At 74.7% G+C, this 15,210-nt stretch carries 18 protein-coding genes and 1 pseudogene; 15 read left to right on the top strand and 4 right to left on the bottom strand.

Features of this window, described 5'->3' with window-relative positions:
- Positions 1-140 precede the first annotated feature (140 nt).
- On the bottom strand, positions 141-746 hold the full coding sequence (locus tag AB0883_RS00765) for a TetR family transcriptional regulator (RefSeq protein WP_366638362.1): 606 nt from the start codon (positions 744-746) through the stop codon (positions 141-143).
- A gap of 103 nt (positions 747-849) precedes the next feature.
- Between AB0883_RS00765 and proS the strand changes: the two genes are divergently transcribed.
- From proS to AB0883_RS00825, 12 genes and pseudogenes are all read left to right on the top strand, one after another.
- A complete protein-coding gene (gene proS, locus AB0883_RS00770; RefSeq protein ID WP_366638363.1) occupies positions 850-2,256 on the top strand; it encodes a proline--tRNA ligase in 1,407 nt (468 codons plus the stop codon).
- A 109-nt stretch (positions 2,257-2,365) separates the two neighbouring features.
- On the top strand, positions 2,366-3,013 hold the full coding sequence (locus AB0883_RS00775) for a DUF402 domain-containing protein (RefSeq protein ID WP_366638365.1): 648 nt from the start codon (positions 2,366-2,368) through the stop codon (positions 3,011-3,013).
- 269 nt (positions 3,014-3,282) lie between these two features.
- The gene (rpsP, locus tag AB0883_RS00780) at positions 3,283-3,750 is read left to right on the top strand and encodes a 30S ribosomal protein S16 (protein WP_311410948.1); all 468 of its coding nucleotides are present in this window, start codon (positions 3,283-3,285) and stop codon (positions 3,748-3,750) included.
- Complete coding sequence (locus AB0883_RS00785) at positions 3,725-3,985, top strand: RNA-binding protein (RefSeq protein ID WP_172862164.1); 261 nt, start codon at positions 3,725-3,727, stop codon at positions 3,983-3,985. The genes rpsP and AB0883_RS00785 overlap by 26 nt, the downstream gene beginning before the upstream one ends.
- A gap of 2 nt (positions 3,986-3,987) precedes the next feature.
- On the top strand, positions 3,988-4,539 hold the full coding sequence (gene rimM, locus AB0883_RS00790; RefSeq protein ID WP_366640200.1) for a ribosome maturation factor RimM: 552 nt from the start codon (positions 3,988-3,990) through the stop codon (positions 4,537-4,539).
- Positions 4,540-4,559: 20 nt separating this feature from the next.
- Positions 4,560-5,333 (top strand): tRNA (guanosine(37)-N1)-methyltransferase TrmD, encoded by a 774-nt coding sequence (gene trmD, locus AB0883_RS00795; RefSeq protein WP_366638367.1) that lies wholly within the window; start codon positions 4,560-4,562, stop codon positions 5,331-5,333.
- 142 nt (positions 5,334-5,475) lie between these two features.
- Positions 5,476-5,832, top strand: a complete 357-nt coding sequence (gene rplS / locus AB0883_RS00800; protein ID WP_089001547.1) for a 50S ribosomal protein L19 — start codon at positions 5,476-5,478, stop codon at positions 5,830-5,832.
- Between the two features lie 184 nt (positions 5,833-6,016).
- Positions 6,017-6,891, top strand: a pseudogene (gene lepB / locus AB0883_RS00805) (signal peptidase I).
- A gap of 9 nt (positions 6,892-6,900) precedes the next feature.
- Positions 6,901-7,521: a signal peptidase I gene (gene lepB, locus AB0883_RS00810; RefSeq protein ID WP_366638369.1), complete on the top strand. Its 621-nt coding sequence runs from the start codon at positions 6,901-6,903 to the stop codon at positions 7,519-7,521.
- A 48-nt stretch (positions 7,522-7,569) separates the two neighbouring features.
- Positions 7,570-8,064: an NUDIX domain-containing protein gene (locus tag AB0883_RS00815; RefSeq protein ID WP_366638371.1), complete on the top strand. Its 495-nt coding sequence runs from the start codon at positions 7,570-7,572 to the stop codon at positions 8,062-8,064.
- Positions 8,058-8,870, top strand: a complete 813-nt coding sequence (locus AB0883_RS00820) for a ribonuclease HII (protein WP_132232688.1) — start codon at positions 8,058-8,060, stop codon at positions 8,868-8,870. The genes AB0883_RS00815 and AB0883_RS00820 overlap by 7 nt, the downstream gene beginning before the upstream one ends.
- Positions 8,867-9,190, top strand: coding sequence for a DUF2469 domain-containing protein (locus AB0883_RS00825; protein WP_007075222.1), 324 nt, complete (start codon positions 8,867-8,869; stop codon positions 9,188-9,190). Before AB0883_RS00820 ends, AB0883_RS00825 begins: the two co-directional genes overlap by 4 nt.
- A 98-nt stretch (positions 9,191-9,288) precedes the next feature.
- On the opposite strand, the gene AB0883_RS00830 is transcribed toward AB0883_RS00825, so the two are convergent.
- Positions 9,289-10,395 (bottom strand): sulfite oxidase, encoded by a 1,107-nt coding sequence (locus AB0883_RS00830; RefSeq protein WP_366638372.1) that lies wholly within the window; start codon positions 10,393-10,395, stop codon positions 9,289-9,291.
- Between the two features lie 260 nt (positions 10,396-10,655).
- Here AB0883_RS00830 and AB0883_RS00835 point away from each other — a divergent pair, with 260 nt between their 5' ends.
- Positions 10,656-11,354: a M23 family metallopeptidase gene (locus AB0883_RS00835; RefSeq protein ID WP_366638374.1), complete on the top strand. Its 699-nt coding sequence runs from the start codon at positions 10,656-10,658 to the stop codon at positions 11,352-11,354.
- Here AB0883_RS00835 and AB0883_RS00840 read toward each other — a convergent pair.
- Positions 11,242-12,423 carry an aminotransferase class V-fold PLP-dependent enzyme gene (locus AB0883_RS00840; RefSeq protein WP_366638376.1) on the bottom strand — a complete coding sequence of 394 codons (1,182 nt, stop codon included), beginning with the start codon at positions 12,421-12,423 and terminating at the stop codon, positions 11,242-11,244. The genes AB0883_RS00835 and AB0883_RS00840 overlap by 113 nt on opposite strands.
- 146 nt (positions 12,424-12,569) lie before the next feature.
- Between AB0883_RS00840 and AB0883_RS00845 the strand changes: the two genes are divergently transcribed.
- Positions 12,570-13,154 carry a GNAT family N-acetyltransferase gene (locus tag AB0883_RS00845; protein ID WP_366638377.1) on the top strand — a complete coding sequence of 195 codons (585 nt, stop codon included), beginning with the start codon at positions 12,570-12,572 and terminating at the stop codon, positions 13,152-13,154.
- A 123-nt stretch (positions 13,155-13,277) separates the two neighbouring features.
- Here AB0883_RS00845 and AB0883_RS00850 read toward each other — a convergent pair whose 3' ends face one another.
- Positions 13,278-14,408 (bottom strand): tyrosine recombinase XerC, encoded by a 1,131-nt coding sequence (locus AB0883_RS00850; protein WP_366640201.1) that lies wholly within the window; start codon positions 14,406-14,408, stop codon positions 13,278-13,280.
- A 458-nt stretch (positions 14,409-14,866) separates the two neighbouring features.
- Here AB0883_RS00850 and AB0883_RS00855 point away from each other — a divergent pair, with 458 nt between their 5' ends.
- Complete coding sequence (locus AB0883_RS00855; protein ID WP_366638378.1) at positions 14,867-15,202, top strand: hypothetical protein; 336 nt, start codon at positions 14,867-14,869, stop codon at positions 15,200-15,202.
- The last annotated feature ends 8 nt before the right edge of the window (positions 15,203-15,210 follow it).

The raw sequence follows: 15,210 nt of genomic DNA on the forward strand, positions 1-15,210 counted from the left end.
ACCCGGCCGGCGTTGCGGCGCTCCCGGCCGGCGTTGCGGCGCTCCCGGCCGGCGTTGCGGCGCTCCCGGCCGGCGTTGCGGCGCTCCCGGCCGGCGTTGCGGCGCTCCCGGCCGGCGCTGCGGCCCGGGGCGGCGCCCGGTCAGCCGGAGTGGGCGCCCTGGGTGACCGCGTGCAGGAGCAGGTACACCGCTAGGTCGGCGAGGGCGGCGGCGGTCTGCGCGACGGGGGCGCCGGGCAGGACGATGTGGCTGATCACCAACCGGACGACCGAGTCCGTGGCGAACGCGACGGCGTTCCGGTCGGCGCCCGGCAGCACCTCGTCGGCCCACTCCAGCAGCACCTCGGTGGCCTCGGTCAGGACCAGCTCCGACCGCGTGGTGAGGTAGGGCAGCAGATCGTCCGAGCCGCCCCGGGAACTGGTCAGCACGGCCTTGATCAGCGGGTCGTCGACCGCCTGCGTGAGGGTGTGCGAGATGGTGGCGTGCGCGGCGGCGCGCACGTCGTCGCCGTGTGCGCGCAGCAGGGTACGTACGTCGCCGACGAACCGGTCGACCTCCCGCCGGGCGAGCGCCTCCGCCAGCCCCGCCTTGGTGCCGAACTCGTTGTAGACCGTCTGCCGGCTGACCCCCGCCGCGCGCGCGACGGCGCCCATCCGGACGCCGTCCCAGCCGGTCGCGATGGTCAACGCCCGGGCGGCCTCGACGATCGCCTCCCGGGAACGGGTGCCGTCCCTCACCTCACCCATGGTGGTCGAATCCTAGCCCGACCGCACCGGCCGGCACGGCGGAGACCGGCGACATCGCGCCCGATGGCGTCGTCCCTTCGGCCGACGCATAGGATGTGCGGTCATGGCACGCGTGCTCACTCCCCGTGCGGAGGACTTTCCCCGCTGGTACCAGGACCTGATCGCCAAGGCGAAGCTGGCCGACAACGGCCCGGTCCGGGGGACCATGGTCATCCGCCCGGCCGGCTACGCCATCTGGGAGCGGATGCAGGCCGAGATGGACGCCCGGATCAAGGCGGCCGGCGCGGAGAACGCGTACTTCCCGCTCTTCATCCCGGAGAGCTACCTCAAGCGCGAGGCCGAGCACGTCGAGGGCTTCTCGCCGGAACTCGCGGTGGTCACCCACGGCGGCGGCAAGCAGCTCGCCGAGCCGGTGGTGGTGCGCCCCACCAGCGAGACCGTCATCGGCGAGTTCATGGCCAAGTGGATCGACTCCTACCGGGACCTGCCGCTGCTGCTCAACCAGTGGGCCAACGTGGTCCGCTGGGAGCTGCGCCCCCGGATCTTCCTGCGCACCAGCGAGTTCCTCTGGCAGGAGGGGCACACCGCGCACGCGACCCGCGACGACGCCCGCGCCTACGCCCGCCGGATCCTGCACGAGGCGTACGAGGACCTGATGGTCAACGTGCTCGGCATTCCGGTGGTCGTCGGCCTGAAGACGGCCCGCGAGCGCTTCGCCGGGGCCACCGCCACCTACACCTGCGAAGGCATGATGGGCGACGGGAAGGCCCTCCAGCTCGGCACCAGCCACGAGCTGGGGCAGAACTTCGCCAAGGCCTTCGACATCAGCTACTCGTCGGCCGAGGGCGGCCGGGAGCACGCCTGGACGACCTCTTGGGGCACCTCCACCCGCATGCTCGGCGGCCTGATCATGTGCCACGGCGACGACAACGGCCTGCGGGTGCCGCCGAAGCTGGCGCCCGTGCAGGCGTACGTCATGGTGGTCAAGGACGGCGAGGGCGTCGGCGAGGCGGCGGCCAAGCTGCGCGACGCGCTGCGCGACGCCGGCGTCCGGGTCGCGCTCGACGACCGCGTCGACACCCCGTTCGGCCGCCGGGCCGTCGACGCCGAGCTGCGCGGCTATCCGGTACGCGTCGAGGTCGGCCCCCGCGACCTGGCCGCCGGCAACGCGGTCGTGGTCCGGCGCACGGACGGCTCGAAGTCCCCGACGCCGGTGGCCGACGTGGTGACCGCCGTGCTGGCCGCCCTCGACGCCGACCAGCGGGCCCTGCACGACCAGGCGCTGGCCCACCGGCAGTCCCGCACCGTCGAGGTGTCGACCCTCGCCGAGGCGATCGAGGCGGCGGCCACCGGCTGGGCCATGGTGCCGTGGTCGGCGGTCGGCGTGCAGGGCGAGGCGGAGGCGAACGGCCAGGGCGTCACCGTGCGCTGCCTGCTGCGCGCCGACGGCTCGGTGCCCGACTCCGAGGACGAGCCCGACCTGGTCGCCATCCTGGCCCGCGCCTACTGACCGACCCGTACGCCGCACGGCCGGTCCCGCCTCGCGGGGCCGGCCGTCCGCGTCCCGGCCCGGCGGGTCGGCGGGGCAGGAGCCCGCCGGGCGCCGGTAGGGTCGGTGCGTGAGATTCGAAGCTGGGCGGCTGATCGTGCACCGCAACGTGCGCCGGGGGCGGATCGGCTGGGTACGCACCGCGCGGGTGGTCAGCGACGACGACCGGGGCCTGCTGCTCTGGGTGGCCCGCGACTCCCCGGTCGCGAGCGAGGTCACCGAGGCCGGGCTGGGCATGCGGGCCGTGCCGTTCACCGAGTGGATCTCCTCGTCGTACCGCCTGGCCACCGGCCGCTGGAACGGCCCCTCCGTGCTCAAGTTCCTGCCCGCCGGGGCGGCCCACTCCGTGTGGTGGTTCCGCGACGCGCACGACCGCTTCGCCACCTGGTACGTCAACCTGGAGGAGCCCGGGGTGCGCTGGGACGACGGCACGCTCGCCGGCGTCGACATGGTGGACCAGGACCTCGACGTGGTCGTCCGCCCCGACCGGGGCTGGGAGTGGAAGGACGAGGGGGAGTTCGTCGAGCGGCTGGCCTTCCCCGACCACTACTGGGTGCCGGACCCGGACGCGGTCCGGGCCGAGGGGAAGCGGGTGATCGCGCTGGCCGAGGCGGGGGAGTTCCCGTTCGACGGCACCTGGTGCGACTTCACCCCGCCGCCCGACTGGACCGTCCCCGACGAGCTGCCGCCCGGCTGGGACCGCCCCCCGGTGCGCTGACCCGCCGCGCGCACGCGGACCGGCCGCCGCCGGTGTGCTTTCCGTCACTTCTGCCGCCCGGCGGGTGACCCGGGGCGGTCCGGTGTGAGCGATCCGCTCCCGATCTGGCAGAATGGCTGGCTGGTATCCGGCGCGTGTCCGGCGCCCTCTAACCCGGGCACGTCGCCAGTCCACCGAGCAGTCTCCGGCCCAACCCCACTGTGCCGGTCGACACTCACCCGTGCACCGCCCGTTCGGGCAGGTGAGATCGCAACAGGAGCGAAACAACTGTGGCCGTAAAGATCCGGCTCCTGCGGATGGGCAAGATCCGCAACCCGCAGTACCGCATCGTCATCGCCGACTCGCGCACCAAGCGCGACGGCCGGGCGATCGAGTTCGTCGGGGTCTACCAGCCGAAGGAAGACCCTTCGGTGATCGAGGTCAAGTCGGAGCGGGTCCAGTACTGGCTGTCCGTCGGCGCCCAGCCGAGCGAGGCGGTGCAGCGGCTGCTGGAGCTGACCGGTGACTGGCAGAAGTTCAAGGGCCTGCCGGCCCCGCCGCCGCTGAAGGTCGCCCCGGAGCGGGTCGACCGCACCGCGGCGTACGAGGCCGAGGCGAAGGCCGCCGCCGGGCTGGCCGAGGCGCCGGCGAAGCCGGCCAAGAAGGCCGCCAAGGCCGAGGCTCCGGCCGAGGCGCCGAAGACCGAGGCTCCGGCCGAGGCCCCGGCTGCCGCTGCCGACGCCGGTGAGCAGGCCTGACATGCCTCTGCGTCCGGCGTTGGAGCACCTGGTCAAGGGCATCGTCGATCACCCCGATGACGTACGCGTCCGGATGGTCGACTCCCGTCGGGGCAAGCGGCTGGAAGTCCGCGTGCACCCGGAGGACCTCGGCACGGTGATCGGGCGGTCCGGCCGGACCGCCAAGGCGCTGCGCCAGGTGATCGGCTCCATCGGCGGGCGCGGCGTGCGCGTCGACATCGTCGACTCGTACTGATGCTGCTCATCGTCGGCAGGATCGGCAAGCCGCACGGCATCCGCGGTGAGGTCACCGTGGAGGTGCGGACCGACGAGCCCGAAGCGCGGTTCGCCCCGGGGAAGGTGCTGCGCACCGAGCCCGGGGCGGCCCCGCCGCCCGCCGCGCCCGAGCAGGGGGTGGCCTTCCGGGTGCCCGCCGAGCTGGTCGTGGAGTCCGCCCGCTGGCACCAGGGGCGGATGCTGGTCGCGTTCGAGGGCATTCTCGACCGGGATGTCGCCGAGGCGCTGCGCGGCACGCTGATCGGGGTCGACAGCGCCGACGTCGCGCCGCCGGAGGACCCGGAGGAGTTCCACGACCACCAGCTCGTCGGGCTGGCCGTGGTCACCCCTGCCGGCGACCGGCTGGGCGAGGTGGCCCGGATCGACCACGCCCCCGCGTCCGACCTGCTGGTGCTGCGCCGTGCCGGGGGCGGCACCGCGCTCATCCCGTTCGTCAAGGCGATCGTCCCCGAGGTTGACCTCGCCGGCGGTCGCGTCGTCGTCGACCCGCCCGCCGGTCTGCTCGATCTGTAGAACGGCTGGAGCACCCCCGCATGCGCGTCGACATCGTGTCGATCTTCCCGGAGTACTTCGCCCCGCTGGACCTGTCGTTGATCGGCCGGGCGCGGGCGAACGGCACCCTGCGGCTGGCCGTACACGACCTGCGGATCTGGACCCACGACGTGCACCGCACGGTCGACGACACGCCCTACGGCGGCGGGCCCGGCATGGTGATGCGGCCGGAGCCGTGGGGCGAGGCGCTCGACGCCCTCGCCCCGGCGGAGGTGACCCCGCCCCGGCTGGTGGTGCCGGCCCCGACCGGCGCCCCCTTCACCCAGGCGATGGCGCACGAGCTGGCCGCCGAGCCGCACCTGCTCTTCGCCTGCGGCCGGTACGAGGGCATCGACCAGCGGGTGCTCGACCACGCCGCGACCCGGATGCCGGTGACCGAGGTCTCCCTCGGCGACTACGTCCTCTTCGGCGGGGAGGTGGCCGTGCTGGTGATCCTGGAGGCGGTCACCCGGCTGCTGCCCGGCGTGCTCGGCAACGCGGGCTCGCTGGCCGAGGAGTCGCACGCCCACGGGCTGCTGGAGGCCCCCATGTACACGAAGCCGGCGACCTGGCGGGGGCTGGAGGTGCCGGAGGTGCTCCGCTCCGGCGACCACGGCAGGATCGCCCGCTGGCGGCGGGACGAGGCGCTGACCCGCACCGCGACGCGTCGTCCCGACATGCTCGCCGCGCTGGACCCGCACCGCCTGGACAAACGGGACGTCGCCGCGCTGGACCGGGCCGGATTTCAGGTGCCGCCAGGGGATGTGGCAAAGTAGGGGGGTTGCCGCAACCGGCCGCGCCGCGGACGGCTGCGAGGATCCTCGACCGGGGTCGGGTCACCGACCGCCACCCGGGGATCAGAATCACCCACCCGCGCACCGATTGACGGTGCGCCGTGAGCCTCACGAGGACGCAGCGATGAACATCCTGGACGCCCTTGACGCCCAGTCGAAGCGCACCGACCTCCCCGACTTCCGTGCCGGTGACACCGTCAAGGTGCACGCCCGGGTCGTCGAGGGCAACCGGTCCCGTGTCCAGATCTTCCAGGGCGTCGTCATCCGCCGCCAGGGTGACGGTCTGCGCGAGACCTTCTCGGTCCGCAAGATCAGCTTCGGTGTCGGTGTCGAGCGCACCTACCCGATCAACAGCCCGGCGATCGACCGGATCGAGGTCGTGACCCGCGGTGACGTCCGCCGCGCCAAGCTCTACTACCTGCGCGAGCTGCGGGGCAAGAAGGCCAAGATCAAGGAGAAGCGCGAGAAGCAGCCCAGCTGACCTCGCGCTCGCCACGCCGCCCGAGCTGCGCGTATGTCGTACCGACCGGAGCGCACTACCCTGGTCGCTACGGGCGCAGCCGGGCGACGTCCCGCCGCGACGGCGGAGCGACGACCACTACCGCCCGGGGAGCCCCGACAGGGTTCCCGGGCGGTAGTGTCATTTCTGCTGACCGGAGAGTGGCGTGGTGCAGACGCTTGACGAGGACGGCGCCGTCGACCCGTGGCGCCGTCGGGCCCGCCGGCCCCGCCGTCAGATGCCCCTCTGGCAGGAGCTGCCGCTGCTGCTCGTCGTCGCGTTCTGCCTCGCGGTGCTGATCCGCACCTTCCTGCTGCAGGCGTTCTTCATCCCCTCCGGCTCGATGGAGGACACCCTCCTCGTCGGCGACCGGGTCCTGGTCAACAAGGTCGTCTACGACGTACGCGACCCGGTGCGGGGCGAGGTGGTCGTCTTCCGGGGCACCGACCGGTGGGCGCCGCAGGTCGACGAGGAACCGGAGCCCGGGTTCGCGGGGAAGCTCAGCCGGACCGTCGGCGACCTGGTCGGCCTCAGCCGCCCCGGCGAGAAGGACTTCATCAAGCGGGTCATCGGCCTGCCCGGCGACCGGGTGAAGTGCTGCGACGCCGAGGGGCGGGTGCTGGTCAACGGCACGCCGCTCGACGAGTCGGCGTACGTCCTGCGGGACTCGCCGCTCGACATCCCGCCCAACCCCCGCGAGTGCCGGTCCCGGCGCTTCGAGGAGGTCGTGGTCCCGCCCGGGCAGATCTTCGTCATGGGCGACCACCGCATGGTCTCCCAGGACGCCCGCTGCCAGGGCCCGGTGCCGATCGAGAACGTGGTGGGCCGGGCGTTCACCGTGGTCTGGCCGTCGTCGCGCTGGAGCGCCCTGTCGGTGCCCCCGACCTTCGACGACGTCGCCGACCCGCCGGCCGCCTCCACCGGCGCACCGCCCCCGGTCCGTCCCACGCCGGCCGGTGGTGTGGTGCTGCTCGTCCCGGTCGCTGCCGCGCTCGCCGTTCTCGCGCGTTCCGGACGGTGGCGTCCGGCCGGGCAACGTAGGCTCTTGCCGTGATTGACGAGCAGACCGACAAGCCGCGCAGCTCCTTCTGGAAGGAGTTGCCCATCCTCCTGGGTGTGGCGATCCTGGTCGCGGTGCTGGTGCGCGCCTTCGTGCTGCAGACCTTCTTCATCCCCTCCCCGTCGATGGAGAACACCCTCCAGATCGACGATCGGGTGCTGGTCAACAAGCTGGTCTACGACTTCCGGTCCCCGCACCGGGGCGAGGTCATCGTCTTCAAGGCCCCCCTGGAGTGGAGCGCCAACCCCGACGGCGAGGACTTCATCAAGCGCGTCATCGGCGTGGGCGGCGACCACGTGGTCTGCTGCGACGCGCAGGACCGGTTGGTGATCAACGGCAAGTCCCTGGACGAGCCCTACATCTTCCCCGGGGACAAGACCGCCGAGGAGTTCGACATCACCGTCCCGAAGGGCCGGCTCTGGGTGATGGGCGACCACCGCGAGGCGTCGGGCGACTCGTTGGAGCACTGGCAGCAGTCCGGTCAGGACATCACCGTCGCCACGATCCCCGAGGGCGAGGTCGTGGGGCGGGCCTTCACCGTCTTTTGGCCCGTCGGCCGGGCCACCTGGCTGAGCGTCCCGAAGTCGTACGAGGCCATCCCCGAACCGTAGGGGCCGCCGGGCGTGTGCGTTGTCGGCGGCGTCTGGCAGGCTGGTGCGGTGACCGTCTACACCCCCCGGCGTGCGGCGCGCGTCCTGCTCGTCGACGCGGCGGGCCGGGTGCTGCTCTTCAGCGGCTCCGACCCGGCCCGCCCCGAGCACGGCCGCTGGTGGTTCACCCCCGGCGGCGGCCTGGATCCGGGGGAGACCTACCCCGGGTGCGCCGCGCGTGAGCTGGCCGAGGAGACCGGGTTGCGGCTGCCGGAGTCGGCCTTCGGCGCGCCCGTGCACCGCGACGTGACGGAGTTCCCCTTCGACGGCGTGTGGTACCGGCAGGAACAGGAGTTCTTCCTGGTGCGGGTGACGGGTCACGAGGTCGACACGGCGGGCTTCAGCGAGATCGAGCGGGCCAGCGTCGCCGCCCACCGGTGGTGGCCGCCGGACGAGCTGGCCGCCAGCGGTGAGCGCTACTACCCGCCGGACCTGCCGGCGGTGCTGGCCCGGGCGCTGGCCGCCACGGCCGCGCCCACGGCCGGGCAGGACGCGCCGTGCTGACGCCGCCGCGCACGGTGGTGCGCCGCGAGGGTGGGCTCTACGCGCTGGAGCGCGCGTTGCAGCGGCGCGGCTTCCGACACGTCGCCGGGGCCGACGAGGCGGGTCGCGGCGCCTGCGCCGGGCCGCTGGTCGCCGCCGCCGCGATCCTGCCCGAGGGCCGCCGCGGCGAGATCGACGGGCTGGCCGACTCCAAGCTGCTCACCCCCGCCAGCCGGGAGCGGATCCACGACGAGGTGGTGGCCCGCGCACTGGCGTACGCCGTGGTGGTGATCCCGGCCGAGGAGGTCGACGAGCGGGGGCTGCACGTGAGCAACCTGGCCGCCATGCGCCGGGCGCTGGCGTCGCTGACGACCCGCCCCGACTACGTGCTGACCGACGGCTTCGGTGTGGACGGCCTCGACGTGCCGGGGCTGGCGGTGTGGAAGGGCGACCGGGTGGCGGCCTGCGTCGCGGCGGCGAGCGTACTGGCCAAGGTCACCCGGGACCGGATGATGGTCGAGTTGGACGGGGCGTTCCCGGGCTACGGGTTCGCCGAGCACAAGGGTTACATCACCGCGGAACACACCGCGGCGCTGCGGGACCGGGGGCCGTGCCGGGAGCACCGGTTCTCGTACGTCAACGTGGCGACGGTGTCCGGTCGCGACGGCGCCCCACCTCGGGCGCGTCGGCCGGCGGACGCGAGGCGGGACGAGCCGATGGAGCGCTCGTGCCCGCCAGGGGGTACCGTCGGCGTGGCGTTGGGCGAGCAGCCTCGGCCTCCGGCGTCGGTGGGGGAAGATGTGGTCATGGAAGGCGGAGTGCGATGAGCGCGGAAGACCTCGAGAAGTACGAGACCGAGATGGAGCTGCAGCTCTACCGGGAGTACCGCGACATCGTCCGCCAGTTCTCCTACGTGGTGGAGACGGAGCGCCGGTTCTACCTGGCCAACCAGGTCGACCTGCACGTGCGCAACTCCGACGGCGAGGTCTACTTCGAGGTGGAGATGCACGACGCCTGGGTGTGGGACATGTACCGTCCTGCCCGGTTCGTCAAGAACGTCCGGGTGATGACCTTCAAGGACGTCAACGTCGAGGAGCTGGAGAAGCCCGACATCTCGCTGCCCGCCGACTCCGGCTTCGGCGGCTGATCGCCGGTCTCCCGCCCGGTGGCCCCACCGCCGGACGCACGGCCCCGTCGGCGCCCCCACCCCCGCGCGGCCGTCACCCCTCTGCTCCCCGGCCGCGTTCACTCCGACAGCACCACGACCTCGACGCGCTGCACGAGGTTGTTGGCGAAGCCGCCCCGGTTCCACGGCTGCTCGACCGGCTGGCTGCGGCCGGAGGCGTCGGTGGCGCGGGCCCCGAGGACGTGCCTGCCCGGCGGCGCCGTCCACTCGTACCGCCACCTGCGCCAGGCGAACTCCCCGCCGACCTGCTCGTCCAGGATGGCCGGTCGCCAACTGACCCCGCCGTCGGTGGTCACCTCCACCGAGACGACGGGGGCGTGGCCGGACCAGGCGCGACCGTCCAGCGTGCACGGACCGGGCCGCAGCACGCGGGTGCGGGACATGAAGTCGGGGAAGCCGGGCGGCCGGACCAGCGCCCGCGGCTCGATCCGGGTCACCGGCACCCCGGGGTCGGCCGCGTCCCGGCGCAGCCGGTAGGCGACCGCGTTCTGGTAGCCGTCGAACGCCTCGGTGCGTACGTCGATCGCGCGCAGCCACTTGACGTGCGCCATGCCGTACCAGCCGGGCACGATCAGCCGCAGCGGGGCACCGTGCTGCGGCAGCAGCGGAGCGCCGTTCATCTCGTACGCCAGCAGCACCTCCTCGCGCAGCGCGTCGGCGGCCGGCAGCGCCCGCTGGTAGTCCTGCTCGACGCCGCGTTCCACGCCGTGGTCGGCGCCCGTGAAGACCACGTCCACGGCGTCGGCGGCGATTCCCGCCTCGCGCAGCAGCGGCGCCAGCGGGGTGCCGGTCCACTCCGCGTTGCCGACCGCCTCGACCAGCCACGGCTGGCTCACCGGCCGGGGGTGCAGCAGGGCGCGCCCGTTGCCGGCGCACTCCAGCGTGACCCGGCGGGTGACCCGGGGCCGCTCGCGCAGCGCGGCGAGGTCGAGGGTCAGCGGCCGGTCCACCGCGCCGGCGACGGTCAGCGCGTGCGTGGCCGGGTCGACATCCGGGATGTCGTAGTGGATGAGCAAATAGTGCAGGCCGGCCGGGGTCACGTCGTAGCGCAGCGCCTCCAGCGGGATGCCGTGGTTGCGGGCGGCGAGCTGCAACTCCTCGCCGGTGATCCCCTCGCCCGGCTCCGCCACGCGGGAGGGCCGGCTGACGTCGTCCACAGTGGTCATGGGGGCCTCCCCGGTGGGACGGCGGCGGCTCCGCCGTGTCGCCCGTCCCAGCCTAGGGCCTCGGCGGTGCCCGCCGCCGCTCCCGGGCCCGCCCGACGGGCCCGGCGTCCGCCGGTGGTCGCGCCGTTTCGTGGTCGGCCGGCCGCCGGCCCGTAGCAGATCGGACCGCCCTCCGGTGGTCCGTCCACAGGACACCCGTCGTCCAAAGGCGCGGGCGTCGCGGGTGGCGGGGCGGCCCCTCGCCGGGCAGGCTGCGTCCCATGCGACCAGCCACGCGTACCGGCGCCGCCGTGCTCGGCGCCGCCCTGCTGCCCCTCGGGCCGGCAGCCGCGCCCGCCTCCCCGCCGGTGTCGGCGGCGGTCCGGCCGCCCGCTTCCGCAAACGCCGCGGCGGCGCCCTCCGGGGCCGCGCCGTCCCGCGCGGCGCGGTTCCGGTGGCCGCTCGACGGCGTCCCGCGCCCGGTGCGCCGGTTCGACCCGCCGCCCCGGCCGTGGCTGCCCGGCCACCGCGGCGTCGACCTGGCCGCCGCGCCGGGCACCACCGTGCGGGCCGCCGGTGCCGGCACGGTGCTCTTCGCCGGCCTGGTCGCCGGCCGCCCCGTCGTCACGGTCGGGCACGCCGACGGTCTGCGGACCACCCACGAGCCGGTGTCGCCGGCGGTCCGCCCCGGCGACCGCCTGACCGCCGGGGCACCGCTGGGCGCCCTCCTCGCCGGTCACCCGGGCTGCCCCGTGCCCGCCTGCCTGCACTGGGGGCTGCGGCGCGGCGCCGACTACCTGGATCCGCTGGCCCTGCTCGGCCTGGGACCCGTGCGGCTGCTGCCGCTCGACGGCGCCGACCCCGCCCTCAGCGCTGGGCGAGCAGTGGGGGGAGTCGCACCGAGAGCCGCTCGTACTCGTCGGCGGTGTTGTAGACCTGGGCGCAGAGCCGCAGCCAGCCCCGTCCGTTCCAGGCCATGACGGCTACCTCGGTGGCGAGCCGCTCGGCGATCCGTTCCCGCAGCGCCCGCGCCGCCTCGAACGTGGTGCCCAGGCCCGCCGGCAGCGGCACGATCCGCATGGCGACCCCCGGCCCGCCGGGGTCCGGCAGGTCGGCGGGCGCCACCCCGAGCGCGTCCCCCAGGACCCGCTGGCCGTACGCCGCCAGCGCGGCGTTGTGGCCGCGTACCCGGTCGAGGCCGAGGCTGCGCAGCGTGAACAGGCCCACCGGCGCGGCCAGCCAGCCCGTGTAGTCCTGCGTCGCCGCCCACTCGACCCGGCGGGGGAACCCCGACTCCTGCTCCCACGAGACGACCAGCGGCTCGATCCGATCCCGCCACGACGGGGCGACCGCCAGCACGGCGGTGCCGCGCGGCGCGTACGCCCACTTGTGCAGGTTGCCCACCCAGAAGTCGGCGCCGACGTCGCTGACCGGCGTCGGCAGCATGCCCGGGGCGTGCGCGGCGTCGACGAGGACCGGAATCCCGTGCTCCCGGGCGACGCCGACGATCGCGGCGACGGGGAAGAGCCGGGCGGTGGCCGAGGCGAGCTGGTCCACGACGAGCAACCGGGTCCGGCCGGGGCGCAGCCCGGCGCGGACGATCTGGACGATCTCCTCGTTCGAGGCGGTCAACCCGACGGGCAGCACCCGGGCGACGGCCCCCGTACGCCGGCACTCCCGGGCGATGGAGAGGCCGACCGCGCCGTAGCCGTGGTCGGTGGCGAGCACCTCGTCGCCGGGGCGTAGGCCGAGCGACTGGAGCACCACCGCGACGCCGGTGGTGGCGTTCGGGACCAGGGCGGTGCCGTCCGGGTCGGCGCCCAGGAAGCCGGCCAGGTGCCGGCGGGTGTGGATGATCCGGTCGACCAGGCCCTGCGTGAAGAAGCGCAGCGGGTTGGCCTCCATCTCGTCGCGCAGCCGCTGCTGGGCCCGCTGCACGGCGACCGGTACCGCGCCGAAGGAACCGTGGTTCAGGTGGCTGACCGCCGAGTCGAGTGAGAAGAGCAGGCGGGCTGCCGCGATCGGCTCGGGCGGCTGCGGGAGGCTCACCCGGTGATCGTAGCGACCGGTCTATCTCCCGCCGCCGTTCCGCCGGGTACGGTCCGTGGGGCACGGCGGTCGGGACGCCCGTCCGGGACACGGTTCCATCGAGCCGATGCCGGTAGACCGTCCTCGATCCCGGAGAATCGCTGGTCATGGACGTCGAACTGCGCTGGCCGACCGCCGCCGACCGGCAGCTCCGCGCCGAGGTGCACCGGGTGCTGCACGCGGTGGCCGAGCGGGGTGGCGCGATCGGGTACGCGGTCCCGCCCGGCCGCGCCGAGACCGACGCATGGCTGGACGGGGTGCTCGGTCTCGTCGCGGCCGGCGACGCCGCGCTGGTCCTCGCCGTGCTCGACGACCGGGTGGTGGGCACCGGGACGTGGCGGCGCGGTCCGAAGCCGATCTTCACCCACTACGCCGACCTGGAGAAGGTCACCGCACACCCCGCCGCCCGTGGCCGCGGCATCGGTCGGCTCGTCACCGGCGCGCTGATCGACGACGCCCGCAAGGCCGGCATCGAGACCCTCGCGCTGGGCGTGCGCGGCAACAACCACGGTGCCATCGAGCTGTACGAGCGCCTCGGCTTCCGCGAGTGGGGGCGCCTGCCGAACGTCATCGAGGTGGGCGACGAACGCTACGACGACGTGCGGATGTGCCTGGACCTCGGGCGCGAGCCGCACGTCGTGCTCCGGGGCTCGGCCCCCGACGGGCCGGGTTCGTCGCCGCGCCGGGTCTGAGGATCCGGCCTTCCTGCCTGACAGGTCGTCGTCTGCCGGTTGCGGAACTCGGCCGTGTCCACCCCACGGGCGTCCGGCCCCCGACCGTGCCACGCGGGCGCGGGGTGGTCCGCGACGGCGGACTCAGGCGCGGGGGTGGGCCTGGCGGTAGGCGGCGCGGAGCCGCTCCACGGACACGTGCGTGTAGATCTGGGTGCTCGCCAGGGACGAGTGCCCCAACAGCTCCTGCACGGCCCGCAGGTCGGCGCCGCCCTCCAGCAGGTGGGTCGCCGCCGAGTGCCGCAGCCCGTGCGGGCTGATCGGGGGCAGGCCGGTCGCCGCCGCGTACCCGCCGACGATCCGGCGTGCCGTCGTCGGGTTGAGCCGTCCGCCGCGGGCGCCGAGCAGCAGCGCGTCGCGGGAGTGCGGGGCGGCCAACGCCGGCCGGCCGTGGCGCAGCCACTCGTCGAGCGCCCGCTGCGCCGGCACCCCGTACGGCACGGCGCGTTCCCGGCCACCCTTGCCGAACACCCGCACGACCCGTCGCGCGTGGTCGACGTCGGCGACGTCGAGGCCGCACGCCTCGCTGATCCGCACCCCCGTGCCGTAGAGCAGCTCCAGCAGCGCCCGGTCCCGCAGCAGTACCGCCTCGGCGCCACCGTCAGCCGCAGGGGGAGGACCCGACGACCCTGGCGACGCCGACCCGGACCCGTCGTCGGTGGGCGACGCCGGTCGGGAGCCCTTGCCGTCGGGCGTCGACGGCTGGGGGCCCTTTCCGTCCGGCGCCGAGGGGTGGGGGCCCTTTCCGTCGGGCGTCGACGGCTGGGAGTGCTCCCCGGCGGGTGACGGGGGTCGGGAGCCGTCCTCGGCTGGTGGGGACGGCGGCACGGCCGGGGCGAACCGGCCCGGCGCTTCGACCAGGGCTGCCGCCTGGTCGGCGCGCAGCACGGTCGGCAGGTCCCGGTGGGCGCGCGGGCTGGACAGGGCGCCGGCCACGTCGGCGGGGAGCAGCCCGGCGCGATGCGCCCACGCGCTGAACGTCCGCGCCGAGGCCGCCCGGCGGGCGAGCGACGTCCGTGCGGCCCCCATCGTCCGCTGCTTCGCCAGCCAACTGCGCAGCACGGCGAGGTCCAGCTCCGGCAGTCCGGCGCAGCCCATCCGGTGGGCGTGGTCCAACAGCGACACCACGTCGCCGACGTACGCCCGGACGGTGTGGGCGGACCGGTTGCGCACCGCGGCGAGGTGCCCGGCGAAGTCGTCCACCGCCTCCCGCATCGCCGGTGGGAGAGCCTGGTGGGTCGCCCGGGTGCCGTTCGCCTCCCGGCTCACCGCGCTCCCCTCGCAGCCGCCCGCCGGGCGCCCGGCACGCGTCGCGTGGGCCTTGCCGCGCCGACAGACCGGGCCAAGGGCGCCTGGCCGGGCCGCACGGGAAGCCGTACCCCTCGGTATCCCGTGGCGCGGACCGAGGCCGTGGCGGCGGTGGGCGGCGGATCCTCGGGCGGCACGGGACCAGCCTACGGCCGGCCGGCGCCACCGGCAGGGTGCCGGGCCGAGTGACCGGGGCGAACGGGAGGCGGCCGGCCGAGCCCGCTCGTGGGTGCCTCCGGCACGGACGCGCGGCCCGGGTGGTGGATTGGGCGGGCCGGTGCGCGCAGACTTGTCGTACCAACGGGTGAGGGCCCTGGTCGTGGTCGCCGCGCGACGGGATCAGGCTCGACGAAGGGGGACCGGACATGGGGGTGGACGTCGTCCTCTACCGGGTGGTCGGGGTGGGCTCCGACCGGCGTCGCCTCGTGCCGGCCGAGGTGCTGCCCGATCCCGACGACGTACTGCTGAGCCTCGTCCGGCGGGTGCGTGGCGCCGGGCGTACCCCGCTGCTCGACCGGGTGGATCCGGTCGGCGAGCTGGTGGTCCCCGCCGGCCAGACGCCGCAGCTCCTCGCCGAGGTGCGCTGCCTCGCCGAGGTGGCCCGGTCGACGCCCGAGCTGACGCACGTGCGCCGGCTGGACCGGTTGGCGCGGCGCTGCCGGCAGGACCGCGCGATGGAGATCCGCTTCGAGGGTGACTGACGACGGAC

The organism is Micromonospora sp. NPDC047812 (genome assembly GCF_040704175.1).
In the GTDB taxonomy this organism is placed as follows: Bacteria; Actinomycetota; Actinomycetes; order Mycobacteriales; family Micromonosporaceae; genus Micromonospora.

Excerpts from the sequence above, each read along its gene's own strand:
- AB0883_RS00845 (WP_366638377.1), top strand. The coding sequence starts at position 12,570 with ATGGACGTCGAACTGCGCTGGCCGACCGCCGCCGACCGGCAGCTCCGC.
- trmD (WP_366638367.1), top strand. The coding sequence starts at position 4,560 with ATGCGCGTCGACATCGTGTCGATCTTCCCGGAGTACTTCGCCCCGCTG.
- proS (WP_366638363.1), top strand. The coding sequence starts at position 850 with ATGGCACGCGTGCTCACTCCCCGTGCGGAGGACTTTCCCCGCTGGTAC.
- rplS (WP_089001547.1), top strand. The coding sequence starts at position 5,476 with ATGAACATCCTGGACGCCCTTGACGCCCAGTCGAAGCGCACCGACCTC.
- AB0883_RS00830 (WP_366638372.1), bottom strand. The coding sequence starts at position 10,395 with ATGACCACTGTGGACGACGTCAGCCGGCCCTCCCGCGTGGCGGAGCCG.
- AB0883_RS00825 (WP_007075222.1), top strand. The coding sequence starts at position 8,867 with ATGAGCGCGGAAGACCTCGAGAAGTACGAGACCGAGATGGAGCTGCAG.
- AB0883_RS00850 (WP_366640201.1), bottom strand. The coding sequence starts at position 14,408 with ATGCGGGAGGCGGTGGACGACTTCGCCGGGCACCTCGCCGCGGTGCGC.
- AB0883_RS00835 (WP_366638374.1), top strand. The coding sequence starts at position 10,656 with ATGCGACCAGCCACGCGTACCGGCGCCGCCGTGCTCGGCGCCGCCCTG.
- AB0883_RS00765 (WP_366638362.1), bottom strand. The coding sequence starts at position 746 with ATGGGTGAGGTGAGGGACGGCACCCGTTCCCGGGAGGCGATCGTCGAG.
- AB0883_RS00855 (WP_366638378.1), top strand. The coding sequence starts at position 14,867 with ATGGGGGTGGACGTCGTCCTCTACCGGGTGGTCGGGGTGGGCTCCGAC.